The following is a 15,744-nucleotide window of genomic DNA, read 5'->3' on the forward strand; positions in this document are numbered from 1 at the left end:
ATGGTTGGAGCAATTATTAAATACTAAATATATAGATTTCTTTAAAAAGCTACTTAACAAAGCTGAGAATGCTAAAGAAAAACCGAAATAACTACAATTACAAGCCATGCTTGAAAGTATTAATCACGATTGGAATTTTATATATTAAGGATTTGTTTGATACTCAAATTCTAATTTTAAGTCAGTATCTACGCACTTCTTTGCCAAAAGATGCATTTATTTTCTTCTTAATTTTCTTTTTGGGTAAAGAAAGACTTTATGATTTGTATCAGGTAAATTTAATAAGTGGTCATGTTCTAGTTGAAATTCAGTAAATTGGATTGTTTCAGCATGAGAATTCTTTTTTAATGTTTGTCAAGATAAAAAGATGTTCTTAAACGGAAGTAGATACTGTTTTTAGTGGTGAAGTTTTGTATAATAACAACATAAGGTAGTCTTGAAATAGACTTGTTGCTTGTCTCTAATCGTTTCTTTTTTAAGTGTGAATTCGATGATATTGAGCAAGTTTGAGATCAAGAACAATATTCTTTTTTACTTGGCTTGAATATTTTAAAAATGTATTTTTAAAAGTGTATTTTAATAGATAAACACTATTCTGCTGGTACTTAATTGAATGACAAAGCAGATGAGCTTATAAGAAATTTTTTCAATGGAGTAGAGTAAATTCATAATCTGAAAGTAAATGAAAGAATCAACAAGAAGAGATTTTATTAAGAAATTGATGATCACAGCAAGTATTATTCCTTTTGCAGGTTTGCCAGGAACAAGTTGGGCTCTGAATAAAGAATCCAATAACAAAGAACTTGCAGTTCATATTTTTTCGAAGCATTTGCAGTTTTTAGATTGCAAAAGCATGGGTGAGAGAGTGGTGGAAATGGGTTTTTCGGGCATCGATTTAACGGTGCGTCCCAAGGGACATGTATTACCCGAAAATGTAAAAAGTGATTTACCTAAGGCAATTCATGATATTGAAAAAGCTGGTTCTCGTTGCCAGTTAATTACTACTGCTGTTGAGAATGTAAACAATCCTTTGGATGTGGATGTTCTGCGAGCAGCAGCCAGTTTAGGTGTTCAATTTTATCGGCCAGGATGGTTTCGTTACCCTGAAAATGGATCGATGGAAGCTGCCATTGAACAATACAAAGTGCAGGTGAAAGCCTTAAGTGAACTGAATAAAAGTCTGGGTATTGTTGGCTGTTATCAGAATCATTCAGGAAAATTTGTTGGGGCTTCGATGTGGGAGGTGAAGCAAATTTTAGCAGATGTGCTTCCTGATTTTTTTGGGGCCCAATACGATATTCGACACAACATGGTGGAAGGTGCCAATTCGTGGGAAAATAGTCTTCGTTTGATTCATAATTCCATTAAAACCATTGTTGTAAAAGATTATAAATGGGCACAGGTAAATGGAAAGTGGATGCCTGTTAATACGCCCATAGGGGAAGGAATGGTTGATTTTAAGACCTATTTTAGATTGCTTAAAAAGTATCAGATTAATGTTCCGGTTTCCTTACACATAGAGTATCCTTTAGGAGGAGCTGAGAAAGGAAAATCAGAACTTACAGTGGATGAGAAAGTTGTTTTTGACGCCATGAAGAAGGATTTGATTCGGTTGCAAGAACTATGGAAGGAGGCATAGAAATTCAAAGATGTTTACCTTTCTATTCACCATTTCTGTACCAAATATCAGTAATGAAATTAGGAAAAGTAACACTATTGGAAGAAGTTGAACTGTAAAATGTGTATTTTCTAAAATATTTAATTTATAACAACATACCAATATTTTTGCCGAAGGGCATCTCGCACTATGAGAAAGTGCCACATAATTAATTACGCAATTTATGTTGAGGATATTCATTTGCTTTTGGACTACTATTTTTTCTTTACTCTGTTTGTTTCCGCATTCAGTCTACTCTCAGGACGTGGTTAGGGGGAGCAAAAAGATTTTGATTTTGCATTCTACAAAAGAAGAGCGGCCTTGGAATATATTTTTCAATGAAAAATTCAGAGAAACCATAAAGAAAGACAGCCAATTAAATGTTGAAATATTTGTAGAAAATTTGGATTTACTGCAGTACCGATCGGAGGCATACAAAGATCTGATTGCTCAAACCCTGGAATACAAATACGGCAAAAATTTGCCTGATATACTGATTGTTACAGAGCCCGATGCAGTGCGATTTGCCCATGAAAGAAAATTATTTCCTGAAATTCCTAAAATACTAATTGTTGCATCAAAGAAGGAATTCCAAAACTACCCCAATTCAATATTTTTACTCCATACAGCAGATTATAAGGCTAAACTAAAACATGCTTTTTCTATTTTTCCAGACACTAAAGAAGTATATGTAATAACAGGAAGTAGTGGGATTGATCACCTAAATCTGAACCATTTCAAAAAAGTAGTGCCTTTCTTTCAAAATCAGGTCTCATTTACCTATTTGTTTGACCTCAATCGCTCCGAAATACTGAATCGAGTTCAAAACTTGCCCGAAAATTCGATTGTTTACTATTTAGCTTACACTCAGGACATAGATGGAAGTACTTATATGGCAAAAGATTTTAGTGTTGATTTGGCTAAAAATAGTAATAGGCCTGTATTTAGTTACCTCGATTTAATTACCGAAGGAACAGGAATTTTTGGAGGTATGGTTTTGTCTTTGCAATCTACAGCCGAAAAAACGGTAAATATAGTTGGGCAATTATTAAGAGGAAATAGCTTGCAAACTATTTCTGTAGATAGTGCTAGTTATACCTATATATACGATTGGAGAGAACTTAAAAAGTGGAATGCCTCAATTAGAAAATTGCCTAAAGAAAGCATAATTTGTAATCGTGAATATTCTTTTTTCGAAATGTATAAAAAGGAAGTAATTGGAGGAGTTTTTCTTCTTATAAGCTATACAACTTTACTTTTTATGCTTTTGTATAGCAATCGAAGTAAACGTATAAAAGAAAAAAAACTGATTAAGCAAAATGAAGAATACGAAGAGCTGAACTTGAAATTTAAATCGCAAAATGACTTGCTTCGTATTGAAAAATTAAAATCGGAAGAAGGCAAGAATATGCTGAACACCCTTATCAATACAATTCCTGATTTGGTTTGGCTAAAGGATGTGAATGGTCGCTTTCTGACTTGTAACAACCGAATTGAAGATCTTTATGGAAGAAAAAAAGAAAAAATTATTGGGACTACTGATTATGATTATGTAGATAAAGAATTAGCCGATTACTTTCGGCAGAATGATAAAGCTGCTATGAAAGCAGGAAGACCTGTTAGCAATGAAGAAAAACTCACCTTTATCTCCGATGGCCACAAGGAAATAATTGAAGCAATAAAAACGCCTCTTTTTAATAGTGAAAATGAGGTTGTTGGAGTGTTGGGCATTGGAAGAGATATCACTCAAAGGGTACAAGCTGAAAAAGATATTTTGGCTGCCAAAGATAAAGCTGAAGAAAGTGATCGTTTAAAATCAGCTTTTTTAGCCAATATGAGTCATGAAATTCGCACACCTATGAATGGGATTATTGGCTTTGCCGATTTATTGAAAAATCCAAATTTAAGTGAAAGTAAAAAGTTGATGTATGTTGATATTATTGAGAAAAGCGGTTTGCGAATGCTTAACTTAATCAATAATATTGTTGATATCTCAAAAATTGAGGTCGGATTAATGGAAGTTTATGAGGATGAATCGAATGTTAATGATCAAGTTGATTATGTGTATTCTTTTTTTGAGTTGGAAGCTGAACGTAAAGGCTTACAATTGAAGGTGAAAAAAAACTTGCCAGAAAATCAGGCTATAATTACCATCGATCGCGAAAAAATTTATGCTATTCTGATTAATCTAATAAAAAATGCCATAAAATATACCAGCAAAGGTTCAATTGAATTTGGCTATGAGAGAAAAGGTTCCGAGCTTGAGTTTTTTGTGAAAGATACGGGAATGGGAATTTCCAAAAATAGACAGGAAGCCATATTTGAGCGCTTTATACAGGCTGATATTGAGGATGTTCAGTTTTTTGAAGGGGCAGGGTTAGGACTGAGTATTTCAAAAGCTTATGTGGAATTGCTGGGAGGGAAAATTTACGTACAGAGTGAAGAGGGAAAAGGTTCTGTTTTTTATTTTACAGTTCCCTATCGGCAAGTTTCCTTGTAATTATTTTCTAGCGCTTAGTGAATTAAAAAAGATTTGATGTACTATCGCAGCAGCTTAAAATCATTCTTGCAACGAAAAATAAAAAAATCAGCAACAACTTATTAGAATTGTTTTTACTTTCGCAATCTGAAAATGAGCAGCATAAGGCTAAGCTCAAATTGTGAAATTTAGAAACCCACCGCAACGAATTTACCGAGAGAACTATTAATCCAGTTATTTTAGTAAAGGGAGAAGAAATTGAGTGAGGGATCAGAAGAACATGCAAAAAGATGAATTATAAGATGTTGGTACTCGATTTGGATGATACGCTTTTGAGCGACGACCATTGCATATCGGAGAGAAATAAGGAAATGCTGCTAAAAGCACAGGAAAAAGGGGTCTATGTTGTTTTGGCATCAGGACGTCCAACGCCAGCAATAATGCAGTATGCAGAGCAACTCCATTTGAAAAAATACGGATCCTTTATCATTTCCTTCAACGGTGCTGTAATTACCGATGTAAGGCATCAGAATTGCATTTTTGAGCAAAGTTTAAGTAGGGAGCAAATTCATAGTTTGCACGATTTTAGTTTGGCAAATAATGTTGATATCATCACTTATACTTCCGATAGTATTATTAGCGAAAGTACCTCGAAATATATCGATGTGGAAGTGGAGCTTACGCAGATGAAATTTAATAAGGTAGATAGTTTCAAAGCAGCTGTAACTCAACCGGCAGTAAAATGTATCCTTCTGCAAGATCCTGATTATTTAAAACAGGTATCTGTAAAATTAAAGCAAGAGAAACCTAATGAAAGTGTTGCCATTTCGAAACCGTTTTTTCTGGAGGTGATGCCTCAGGGAATCGATAAAGCCGCCAGTATTGCTCGTTTGGCCGAGAAACTAAACATCAAACAAGAGGAAATTATTGCTGTAGGTAATGCCGAAAATGATTTGAGTATGGTAGAGTATGCTGGCTTGGGTGTTTGGGTCGATAATGTATGTGAGGAACTTCGCGCTCGTGCCAATGCAATTGTTGCTTCGAATAATAATGATGGAGTTGCCGAAGTGGTGGAAAAATACATTTTAAATTAAGGAAATTACTTTTTTAACAAGCCCATTTTCCCAATAAGAATAAATGGCAAAATGGTACTTAGAGAATGTGTTTTGCCTAATTTCTTTACTTTCCTATGAGATATTCGTAACTTTATTGAACTGCAAAGTATTGGCAGTTGTTAATATGCAGACCATGCCCTTTCTGTTTTTTCATGAGTAGTGAGCCTAAAATTTAACTTGTTGAGCATTTTGAATTGTTTTACAAAAAAAATGGCTTTATGAGGAAGACAATGCTTTTACTGTTGATGGCTTTGTTTTTTTGTGCTGGCATGGCTCAGAAATCGCAAATCAAAATGAATTTTTATAAGACTTGGGTGGGGTTAAAAGATTCTACCGAAGTTGAGGGTGTGCTCTATCAGGTGACGGATACTTCCATTGTTCTTACTCAATCTCTACTAGTGAAGGATTATTTAATGGATTCTATTCAGTTGAAAAATCTTCATTGCAAATGGATAGAGACGATCCAAACAAAACGAAAAAATGCTGTGGGAAGAGGTGCCTTGATTGGCGCTGCATGCGGTTTTTTTGTAGGAGCAATGGTTGGCTTTACTGATGGAGATGACGAGAATTCTATTGTTTTTTTTAGTGCAGAAGAAAAAGCATTGCTTGGAGGTTTTACAGGAGCGATTGCAGGCGCTGGGATAGGCGTTTTGCTAGGTTCTTTTAAACTGAGTATTCCTATCAATAGAGATCAAAAAAAGTTCCGGGATACTCAGTTTAAATTGAAAAAACGAGCACTGATTCATCAGTGAAAATTACTTTTGAGGCATACACCTAAAAATTCCTTTTAAAATAGTTTGCGGTAGCAACGCTTGCGTTTGTGTTGAATGTGATCAAAAGATTTCCATAGCTGAATGGCAACGTGGTTATTTTCAAGCATTCCAGTTGTCTCGGCAAATTGAACTCCATCGCTGTTAGCTGTTTTTAGCAATTCATTCATTAGAATGGATACAAAACCCAGTTTTTGGCAATCGTAATCAATACCAGTTAGCATTAAATCCATTTCGGTAGGATGTTTTAGTGCTTTTCGTAAGTGCCACCATCCGAAAGGCAATAATTTTCCTTTGGCTTTTTGTAAGGCTTTCGATAAGGATGGCAAGGCAATAATGAATCCAACCAATTTATCGTCTTTGTTCAATATGATTTTAACATATCGGGGATTTAAAATGGGAAAGTATTTCGAGATGTAAAAGCGAATCAATTTTTCGGGCAATTTAAAGGTGCCAAAAAGATCGGCAAAAGCATCATTGAAGACTTTGAAAATCTTTTCTTTATAAGGTTCCAGTTCTTTTTTTGTGGTGAAGTTAACGGTTTGCAAGCCATATCGTTTCTTGATTAAGTCAGCAATTCTACCTGCTTTTTCGGGAGTGTTTTTCGGAAGAGAAATTCTAAATTCCAGCCAATCAATTTCTTTTTTGTAGGCTAACCGTTCGAAATGATTTTCGTAGTAAGCAAAATGATAATCGGAAGCCATGGATGGTAACCATTCGTGACCTTCAATTAGTAAACCAGCATGGTCTAAATTTGAAAATCCCAAAGGACCTGCAACGCCAATCATTCCTTCTTCTTGAAGCCATTTTTCAGCTGTTGAAAAAAGGAGTTCAGAAACCTCATAGCGATCTACGAATTCCATACGGGTAATTCGTCCGATTTTTTCGCACTGTTTTTCTATGCATAAATTATTTACGATTGCCCCAATGCGTCCAACAACGCTTCCATTTTCGTAGGCCAACCAAAATTTCGCTTTGCAAAAGTCAAAAGCGGGATTTTTTTCGGGCATTAGTAATTCTAGTTCTCCTGCTTTAAAAGGAGGAACCCAAAATTTATGTCCTTTATACAAGGTAAAGGGAAAGTTGACGAAAATTTTACGCTGATTTTGATTTTGAACTTCTACAATTTTGATACTCATATACGAAAATAAAAGTTGAACCTGTTTTTAGCCTTCCAGTTAGGGACTGAAATCTCCAATTCACAAAGTTTTGGCCAAAAGTAAGGATTTAAGATCAATAGTAACGAGGGAAAGAGAGCTAAAATTGTATTTAGAATGCATATATCTTATTCAACAAGTTTGCTTACTTTCTGTAGTAGGTAAAAAAAAGAATAGTATGTGTTGTATACTTATCTGTTGTGCAGATGATTGATGTTTATTGCTAGGTAGTACCTTTCGTCTGTTTTTTTTGATCATTGGAAGTTTTAGCAATTAGATCTTCTTTTTTCGGGTGTAAATGGAAGCTCCAATAATTGCCGTGAAGGGAGCTACTAAAACCAAACCAAAGCTACCTACTAATGTATGCAGAATTTCACCTGAAACGTAATTCAGATTTAGAATGTTAATCATAGGTGTTCCCTGAGCGATAAATACCATAAGCAAGGCCGAAAAGCCACCTGAGTAAGCAAGCAGTAAAGTAGTAGTCATGGTGCCAACAACAGCTTTTCCTACCTCAAAACCAGAATGACGAAGTTGTTTTGCATGTATGTTTTTGTTGTGTTGGAATACTTCATATTGTGCCGTTGCGATATCCATGGAAATGTCCATGACAGCTCCCGATGATGAGATGAAAATCCCCGCAAGGAAAATTTCGGTAAGATTTAAATAGGAGTAACCCGAATAGAGCAAAGTCTCAGAGAAAGGTTTAATGGCACCATGAATGTTGAAGAGCTTGCCAAAAAGCAAAGCCATAAAACAAGTAATTGCAATGCCACTCATGGCACCCAAAAAGGCAACCATACCTTTTTTATTGATTCCGGCCACTAAAAATATAATTACCGAGGTAAGTAGAGCAACTATGGCCAGGGAGAGAGGAATGGGTGAATATCCGTTTAGCAAGCCTGGTAGCAGTAGTTTCCAAATGCAGATGCCCGCAAAAAGGAAAGAGAGCATGGCTTTTACACCGGTCCATCCTGCAAAAGAGATTAAAAATAATACGAAAAGAAAGAGTAAAAAAGCTTCCAGATTAATTCGGTAATGATCGATAACATTGGCACTGATAATTTTAGATTCATCTTCGCTTAAATTCAGTACGGTAAGGGTTTTATCGCCAGGTGAGAAAAATTTATCAAATTCCATTCTACCTATTAACTCGTTAAATGCGCTAATTTCTTTTCCCTTGAATTTCCCATCAAGAATTTTAATTTGTAGCATTTGCGAACCTGTTTTTATGATTCCTGTAGCTACAATTAGCGAATTATCTGTTTTTAAAACCAAGGCTTTAACTCGACTTGAATGCTTTCCTTCTTTTTCGGAAAAACCTGTAGGCAAGGATAAAATTAGAGTGCTTAGTAAAAGGGTAACAAGAACTAGAATCAGATCTGATTTTTGAGGCAATTTGAATTTGAACATAGCCATAAAGTTAGAAATATCTGCACAAGAGAAAAAGAAGAAGGCGGGTTAAAAGGATGTGATTTGCGATCTTCTTTTTTATAGTCTGAAAAAAATGCCCTGCATAAATGCAGAGCGATACAATATAAGTTTAAACGAATTACTTCGATTCGATTATTTTCATTAAATTTTTTGGCATATCGGTATTGTCGAAATAGCCAGTGAAAAGTTTGGCACCAACACCTATGGAACGAACAGGAATAGGCGATGCAGTGTGTGAATAAGAAGTCCAACCAATACCTGCTTTTTGAGCGAGAATGTGACAAGCTGTTACGGTAAAAGGATCGTAGCTACCATACAAAAGGTAGAATTGATCATCTTTTTTCAAATCATCTAATTTGGTCATACTCTTTTTAAAGGCGGTTTCAAGTTGTTGCTTTTCGAAGGCAGATAAAGTTAGATTTTTGGTGCTGTCGCCCAAACCAAAATGTTCATGTACCATTTCTAGTCCATCTGCAAATTTGTAATCAGAAGGATGTGCATCTCTGTAGGTTGCAATTTTAGCCGTGAAATTTTCGTAGGAGATGTTTTGGTGCTGCAATAAGGCAAAATCTGATTTGTAATGGCTACCAGCAAATCCTAAGGCCAAGCCTCCTGTTTCATGATCGGCAGCCACCAGAATTAAAGTTTCTGTAGGATGTTTCTTATAAAAAGCCAATGCCTGAGCAACAGCATTGTCGAATTGCAAAACCTCATTAATTACTGTGGCAGCATCATTAGCATGACAAGCCCAGTCAATTTTTCCTCCTTCAACCATCATAAAAAAGCCATCAGGATTGTCGAGTAAGTCGATGCCTTTTTGAGTAAATTCAGCTAAGGAAATATCGGCACCATTTTGTTGATCGATAGAATAAGGAAGAGCCGAACCACTAGCAAGAACAGGTGCAATGGCAATTATTTTATCATCGCCTTTTTTCAGTTGAGAAAAATCTGCTCGGTTATTTACAATTCGGTAGCCTCTTTCCTGGGCTATATCTATCGAATTTTTTTCTTTCTTAAGAATTTCTTCTTTTCCGCCCATGCCAAAATTAGAAAGGGAATTTTCTTTAATAGCTCCATCGCCTTCGGGATGTTTCAATCCTCCACCTGCAAAATAATTAAAACCAGAATTGCTCAAATCCAGACTAATTTCGTAGTACATATTTCGTGATGGCTGATGAGCGTAAAAAGTAGCAGGCGTAGCATGATCGATAGAAACCGTACTCACAATTCCTACTTTATAGCCTTTTTCTTTAGCCATTTCGGCAATGGTTTTATACGGATGCAATCGGTCTTTATCCATGGAAATGGTGCCAATAGAAGTTTTGTGTCCAGTGGCAAGTGCTGTTCCTGCGGCTGCAGATCCGGTAATGAATCGGTTTGCCGCATAAGTGGTATAAAATCCCAGGTAAGGAAGGGTGCTTAAATTTAATTTTTTGATTCCTAGATTTGTGCTGTCCAGAGCCCCCAAGTATGCTTCGGTGGCTATGGTTTGCGACAAGCCCATTCCATCGCCAATAAAATAGAAGATGTATTTGGGTGCCTTGCCTTCATAAAGCTCCCTTTCGGTGGGTTGACCATTGGATTCGAAAGCAATAAAAAGCAAAAATATTGCCATGAATTGCTTTAGCGTTCTTGTAAGAGTTAACATGTGTTGCAGTTTATAATTTGTCAAATCTATAAATTAAATCTTATTTATAATAGTTTTAAATAGTTAATTTACGATTAATTAGTCGTTAAAGCTTTGTAAGATTTTCCTGATTTTTTGAATTCAGCATGTTCTTTCCTTCTGGTGTGTATAGAAAATCAACATCTTCTTTAAAGTACGTAACCACTTTGTCGCGAACCACTTTCATGGTTGAGTTGAGTAGCTTGTTTTCTTCTGTAAATGCTTCGGGAAGAATGCCTACAGCTGTTGGTAGCCAACGGTGAGGAAACATATCTTCGTGTTTTCCGCCTGGACGATATTGGTTGAGTTCCTTTTGTAGGATTTCTAGTGCTGCCATTCTCCCTTTCTCACTATCCAGAGTGAGATCAAGAGCTTTTAAGCGAGCTGCAATTGCTCCTTTATTGGGCACAATTAATGCAATGGTGTAAGGATTCTGGTTGTTGTATAGGATGCACTGGTCAATCAGGTTGGTCTGATCTACAAAGGCTTCTTCGATTCCTTCCGGACTAAATTTTTCTCCATCGTTGGCAATTAAAAGTGACTTGAAACGACCCAATACATGCAGAAAACCTTCTGCATCCATATAACCCATATCGCCAGTATGCAACCAGCCATCGCGAAGCGTTTCATCTGAGGCTTTATCGTTTTTCCAATAGCCTTTCATTACGTTGCCTCCTTTAATCACAATTTCGCCTTTTTGTCCGGTGATTAAGGAATCTCCATTGTCGTTGCAGATTTTTAAATCCATGTTCTGTACAATAAATCCAGAAGAGCCCAATTTGTGCTTGTGATGTGCATTGGAAGAAATAATTGGAGAAGCTTCCGATAAGCCATATCCTTGATACATAGGAATGCCAATGGCGTAGAAAAATCGTTGCAATTCAATGTCAAGAAGAGCACCTCCACCCACAAAGAATTTTAGATTGCCGCCAAAATTTTCTCTTACCTTCGAAAATAAAATCTTGTCATAAAATAGGTACAAAGGTTTTAAAAGCTTGCGCGAGCCTTTTCCTTTGTTCCAGCCATCGCCATTGTATTTGTAGGCTAGGTGAAGAGCTTTGTAAAAAAGTTTTTCTACTTTAGGTCCTTTTGCTTTGATTCCTTTTTCGATGTTCTTTTTAAAGTTTTTCGCCAAAGCGGGAACGCTTAATAAAATATCAGGTTGAATTTCCTTTATGTTGTTGGGAATATTTTTGAGAGCTTCCATGGGCGATTTGCCTTGTTGAACAGCAGCAATTGAAGCACCTTTTAGCATGAAACTGTAAATTCCAGCTGTATGTGCAAAGGAATGGTCCCAGGGAAGAATTAGTAAAGTTTTGTAGTTAGCAGGAATCTCCATTAAGCTGGAAGCTTGTAGCACATTGCTTACATAATTGTTGTGAGTTAGAATAATTCCTTTCGGATCGGCAGTGGTTCCCGAAGTGTAGGAGATGTTTGCATGGTCGTCGGCAGTAATGCTATTCTTAATCTTTTTAAGTTCTGCACGTTCTGCTTCCGAGAGCTTCTTGGCTAGTGAATAAAGTTGGTTCAATGAAATTTCATTTTCCTGTAATTCTGCATCATCATCTAGAACAATAATAGTATCTACTGTTTCCAGTTGGTCTTTAATAGATCTAATTTTCTCTAAATGATTTTTTGAGACAATTATAATGCGTGATTCTGAATGATTTAATCGGAACTTTAGTTCATTTTGAGCATCAAGCTTTACAGATAAGGGAACATTTACTGCTCCGGCAAATAATACACCAAGTTCCGAAAGAACCCAGGCATTTCTTCCTTCTGATAAGAGGCCAATTCGATCGGCTTTTTTTATGCCCAAGGAAAATAAGCCAGCAGCGAATTGCTGTACCTCTTCGTATAATGATTCGTAACTAACAGATTGATAACTTGAATTTGTTTTTTCCCATAAAAAAGGGTTTTTGCTAAATTGTTCAACACTGTTTTCAAAGAGTTGTATGATTGTATTCATCTATTTTTAAGTTGTAAAAATGCAAGTTTTTAAGAAGCCCAAAAATAGCTGATTAGCATATCGAAAGCAAACCTAAGGTCTTAAAAAATCGAGAATGTTATTTTGGTTTTCTGTTTTGGGTGCTAAATAAGGAAAATGCTGATGAAACTGTTTGATTATTGCAAATAGAATATTTAAATTTCCAACCCCTAAGCAAATAGGGGGTATCGATAATTTTTGTGATTTTATGCTGATTTTTCGTCATGTTAAATGCTTAATGGCAAAATAGGATTGAAAATGAGAATATATACAAAGAAAAAAACAAACTGAATGAGTAATCTGGAAGAATATTTTAGCAAGTTTCGTGAAAATACAATAGGTCATAATGCTAGTTTTTATTCTCCTTTTGGCGAACAGAAAATTGTGTATGGAGATTGGATTGCCAGCGGACGTTTGTATGCACCCATTGAAAAGAAAATAGCCGAAGAATTTGGACCTTATGTGGCCAATACTCATACAGAAACCAACGAAACGGGTACTTTAATGACTCAGTCTTACCATAGGGCGCAGGAGTTAATTAAGCAGCATGTAAATGCTGGTCCGAATGATGTAATTATTCATGCAGGTTTCGGCATGACTGCAGTGATTAATAAGCTGCAAAGAATTTTAGGATTGAAAGGTTGTGGTGTTTTAGGGCGGCAAATTTGTCAAATGGAACGCGAGAAGCCTGTTGTATTTATTACTCATATGGAGCATCATTCCAATCAAACCTCTTGGTACGAAACCAATGTGGATGTGGTGGTGGTTCCGCCGGGAAAAGATTTGAGCATTAGCTTGGATGAGCTGAGATTACAGTTGGAGAAGTACAAGGAAAGAAAAATTAAAATTGGCTCTTTTTCTGCCTGTTCAAATGTAACTGGTATTGTTACTCCCTACCATAAAATGGCAAAAATGATGCATGAATATGGAGGCGTTTGTTTTATTGATTTTGCGGCTTCTGCTCCTTATGTTGATATCAATATGCATCCCGATGATGAATTGGAAAAATTGGATGGACTTTTCTTTTCCCCGCATAAGTTTTTGGGAGGACCAGGATCGTCGGGAGTGATGATTTTTGATTCGAAGCTTTATAAAAATGAGGTGCCCGATAATCCAGGTGGTGGTACTGTTGATTGGACAAATCCCTGGGGGAAATACAAATATGTCGATAATATTGAGCTTCGTGAAGATGGTGGAACTCCCGGATTTCTGCAGTCCATACGAACAGCTTTGGCCATCGAGCTAAAAAATCAGATGGGAACGAAAAACATTGCAAAAAGAGAAGAGGAATTGCTCGATTTGGCTTTTGAGCGATTAAAAGCAGTGAAAGATGTTCATGTATTGGCCGATAATGTACAAGGCCGATTGGGAATCTTGTCTTTTTATGTGGAATACATTCATTTCAACTTATTGGTGCGATTATTGAACGATCGCTTTGGGATTCAGGTTCGCGGAGGTTGTGCTTGTGCAGGAACCTATGGTCACTACCTGTTGGAAGTGAGTCAGGAGCAATCCAAAACCATTACCGATGAAATTTCTTTGGGCGATTTAACGCACAAACCAGGATGGGTGCGATGGTCGCTGCATCCAACAACAACCAATAGTGAGGTTTTACTATTTATTGATGCGCTGCATAAAATTGTTGATAATTATGAGGATTGGAAGATGGATTATACTTACAATCGGAAAACAAATGAGTATTATTACAGTGGTGATCAGGAAGTAGAAAAGAAAATAATTGTAGATGACTTATTCAAACTTTAGATGAATTAGCAAGCTTTACCATACTATCTAAATTCTGATTATTCGTATTTAGGATTTTTTTTACTTTTGATTTTAACACCTTAAAAAATAGAAACGTGTACGATATAATTGGAGATATTCATGGCGAGGTAGAAACATTGAAACACATGTTGCTTAGTCTTGGCTATGTAGAAGGTGAGGAAGGATATTTTCATCCAAAAAGAAAGGCTGTTTTTGTGGGCGATTTTGTGGATAGAGGTCCCAAGATTTTTGAGACCTTAGAATTGGTCCAAAAAATGGTGATAGCAGGAAATGCTTATGCTGTTGTTGGAAATCATGAATTAAATGTTCTTTCTTTTTATACCAAGGATAGTGATGGTTTGTATTTGAAGCAGCACAACTTAAAAAATCGGACACAAATAAAAAAAACCTACGAGGAGTTTAAACTCGATAAGCCTCGTAGAAAGGCCATTGTGAAATGGCTTCGTACTTTGCCTTTATTTCTCGAACTTGATGGCTTTCGTGTAGTACACGCATGCTGGGACCAGCAAGCTGTAGATTTGTTGAAAAAGAAAAACCCGAAAAATTGCCTGAATAAAAAATTCTTACGAAAATTAAATTTAGAGACAGGTGATGTTTTCGACGCAGCCATGCTCATACTTAAAGGACGTGATTTTTCTATGCCTTCCGATTTGATATTGAAAGACGACTATGGTTTTAAACGTACCTCTTTCCGCATAAAATGGTGGGAACCTATGAATGGAAAAAGTTTTCGGGAAATCTCCTTTGGGAATAAATTTCTGCTGCCAAATTACACACTTCCACCTCAGCTTTCCTTTGATATCCCTATTTATCCGGAAGATGAAAAAGCTGTTTTTTTTGGGCATTATTGCCTTGGTAATGCTGCCGGACCTGTGCGTAACAATTTGTGTTGTGTTGATGCATGCCTAGCCAATGGAGGAAGTCTTGCTGTCTATTGTTGGGATGGTTTGCCTTTGGATGCTAAGAAAATGATTTGGGTGAAAAAGATAAAAAAAGCATTGGTTAAGTCTTGAATCTAGATCGATTTTTCCACCAAAAAGTTAAAAATAAAATTCTCGAAAAGGAGATAGGAGTCAGGAGAAGGAAAACAATAAAGCTTTCAGAATCGATAAAGGCAAAAAAACAAATAAGAATACTGCTAATTAGGAGCAGAAAACCACCTAAAGCAAGCTTCCAAAAAGAAAGCAAAAAGCCCAAGCCATAAGCAATCGAAAGAGAATTAAAAACAAGCTGCCAAGGTATGTTGCTTTCTGGATCTCCATCCGACAAGTTTAAGAATTCTAACAACATGAATAAAAGAAATCCTCCGGTAAACAGAAAGCCAAGCATTCGGGCAATAATAAGATAAAATCGTGTAGGATCATCATGCACTAGAATTCGTTTTTTCATTCTGATAGACGTTAGCTAAATGAATGAATTAAAATTACGAAATTCGAAAATTATAATCAAAAATAACTGACAGTAAGCTTGTTGCTGCACCTGTGCTATTGTTTGCGTTTGATGGATAAAATTTTGATTTGATCTACCAGCATTTGTTCTTCATCCTTTTGTTCTTGAATTACTTTTACCACATCCATGCCTTTTACTACTTTCCCAAAGGCCGCAAAGCCTTGTCCATCGGGGTTTCGCATTCCTCCAAAATCTAAACTTGGCTGGTCGCCTATGCATATAAAGAACTCGGTAGAAGCCGATCC

Annotated in this window: 13 protein-coding genes; 7 read left to right on the forward strand and 6 right to left on the reverse strand. The window is 36.3% G+C overall.

Annotated features, from left to right (window positions below; all coding sequences use genetic code 11):
- The first annotated feature begins 68 nt into the window (after window positions 1-68).
- The 5 genes from ABYT26_RS12425 (at window position 69) to ABYT26_RS12445 (ending at window position 6,003) form a co-directional block, all read left to right on the forward strand.
- On the forward strand, window positions 69-314 hold the full coding sequence (locus tag ABYT26_RS12425; RefSeq protein WP_372754351.1) for a hypothetical protein: 246 nt from the start codon (window positions 69-71) through the stop codon (window positions 312-314).
- A gap of 368 nt (window positions 315-682) precedes the next feature.
- Window positions 683-1,639 carry a sugar phosphate isomerase/epimerase family protein gene (locus ABYT26_RS12430; protein ID WP_372754353.1) on the forward strand — a complete coding sequence of 319 codons (957 nt, stop codon included), beginning with the start codon at window positions 683-685 and terminating at the stop codon, window positions 1,637-1,639.
- Between the two features lie 313 nt (window positions 1,640-1,952).
- The gene (locus ABYT26_RS12435; RefSeq protein ID WP_372754355.1) at window positions 1,953-4,157 is read left to right on the forward strand and encodes a PAS domain-containing sensor histidine kinase; all 2,205 of its coding nucleotides are present in this window, start codon (window positions 1,953-1,955) and stop codon (window positions 4,155-4,157) included.
- A 269-nt stretch (window positions 4,158-4,426) separates the two neighbouring features.
- Window positions 4,427-5,230, forward strand: a complete 804-nt coding sequence (locus ABYT26_RS12440) for a Cof-type HAD-IIB family hydrolase (RefSeq protein ID WP_372754356.1) — start codon at window positions 4,427-4,429, stop codon at window positions 5,228-5,230.
- A 239-nt stretch (window positions 5,231-5,469) separates the two neighbouring features.
- Window positions 5,470-6,003 carry a hypothetical protein gene (locus ABYT26_RS12445; RefSeq protein ID WP_372754358.1) on the forward strand — a complete coding sequence of 178 codons (534 nt, stop codon included), beginning with the start codon at window positions 5,470-5,472 and terminating at the stop codon, window positions 6,001-6,003.
- Between the two features lie 35 nt (window positions 6,004-6,038).
- Here the strand turns inward: ABYT26_RS12445 and ABYT26_RS12450 are convergent, their stop codons facing one another.
- From ABYT26_RS12450 to ABYT26_RS12465, 4 genes are all read right to left on the reverse strand, one after another.
- The gene (locus ABYT26_RS12450) at window positions 6,039-7,160 is read right to left on the reverse strand and encodes a hypothetical protein (protein ID WP_372754360.1); all 1,122 of its coding nucleotides are present in this window, start codon (window positions 7,158-7,160) and stop codon (window positions 6,039-6,041) included.
- A gap of 291 nt (window positions 7,161-7,451) precedes the next feature.
- On the reverse strand, window positions 7,452-8,591 hold the full coding sequence (locus ABYT26_RS12455) for a YibE/F family protein (protein WP_372754362.1): 1,140 nt from the start codon (window positions 8,589-8,591) through the stop codon (window positions 7,452-7,454).
- Window positions 8,592-8,730: 139 nt separating this feature from the next.
- Window positions 8,731-10,260 (reverse strand): alkaline phosphatase, encoded by a 1,530-nt coding sequence (locus ABYT26_RS12460; protein ID WP_372754364.1) that lies wholly within the window; start codon window positions 10,258-10,260, stop codon window positions 8,731-8,733.
- Window positions 10,261-10,345: 85 nt separating this feature from the next.
- Window positions 10,346-12,247, reverse strand: a complete 1,902-nt coding sequence (locus ABYT26_RS12465) for a long-chain fatty acid--CoA ligase (RefSeq protein ID WP_372754366.1) — start codon at window positions 12,245-12,247, stop codon at window positions 10,346-10,348.
- A 309-nt stretch (window positions 12,248-12,556) separates the two neighbouring features.
- Here ABYT26_RS12465 and ABYT26_RS12470 point away from each other — a divergent pair, with 309 nt between their 5' ends.
- The gene (locus ABYT26_RS12470) at window positions 12,557-14,029 is read left to right on the forward strand and encodes an aminotransferase class V-fold PLP-dependent enzyme (RefSeq protein ID WP_372754368.1); all 1,473 of its coding nucleotides are present in this window, start codon (window positions 12,557-12,559) and stop codon (window positions 14,027-14,029) included.
- Between the two features lie 95 nt (window positions 14,030-14,124).
- On the forward strand, window positions 14,125-15,063 hold the full coding sequence (locus tag ABYT26_RS12475; RefSeq protein ID WP_372754369.1) for a metallophosphoesterase: 939 nt from the start codon (window positions 14,125-14,127) through the stop codon (window positions 15,061-15,063).
- Here the strand turns inward: ABYT26_RS12475 and ABYT26_RS12480 are convergent.
- Together ABYT26_RS12480 and ABYT26_RS12485 are read right to left on the reverse strand one after the other, a co-directional pair.
- Window positions 15,053-15,439 (reverse strand): hypothetical protein, encoded by a 387-nt coding sequence (locus ABYT26_RS12480; RefSeq protein ID WP_372754371.1) that lies wholly within the window; start codon window positions 15,437-15,439, stop codon window positions 15,053-15,055. The two genes, ABYT26_RS12475 and ABYT26_RS12480, sit on opposite strands and share 11 nt — an antisense overlap.
- A 95-nt stretch (window positions 15,440-15,534) precedes the next feature.
- Window positions 15,535-15,744 (reverse strand): peptidylprolyl isomerase (locus ABYT26_RS12485; RefSeq protein ID WP_372754373.1); only part of this gene is annotated, 210 nt, incomplete at its 5' end.

It is taken from the genome of Labilibaculum sp. (genome assembly GCF_041595635.1).
Taxonomy (GTDB): Bacteria; Bacteroidota; Bacteroidia; order Bacteroidales; family Marinifilaceae; genus Labilibaculum.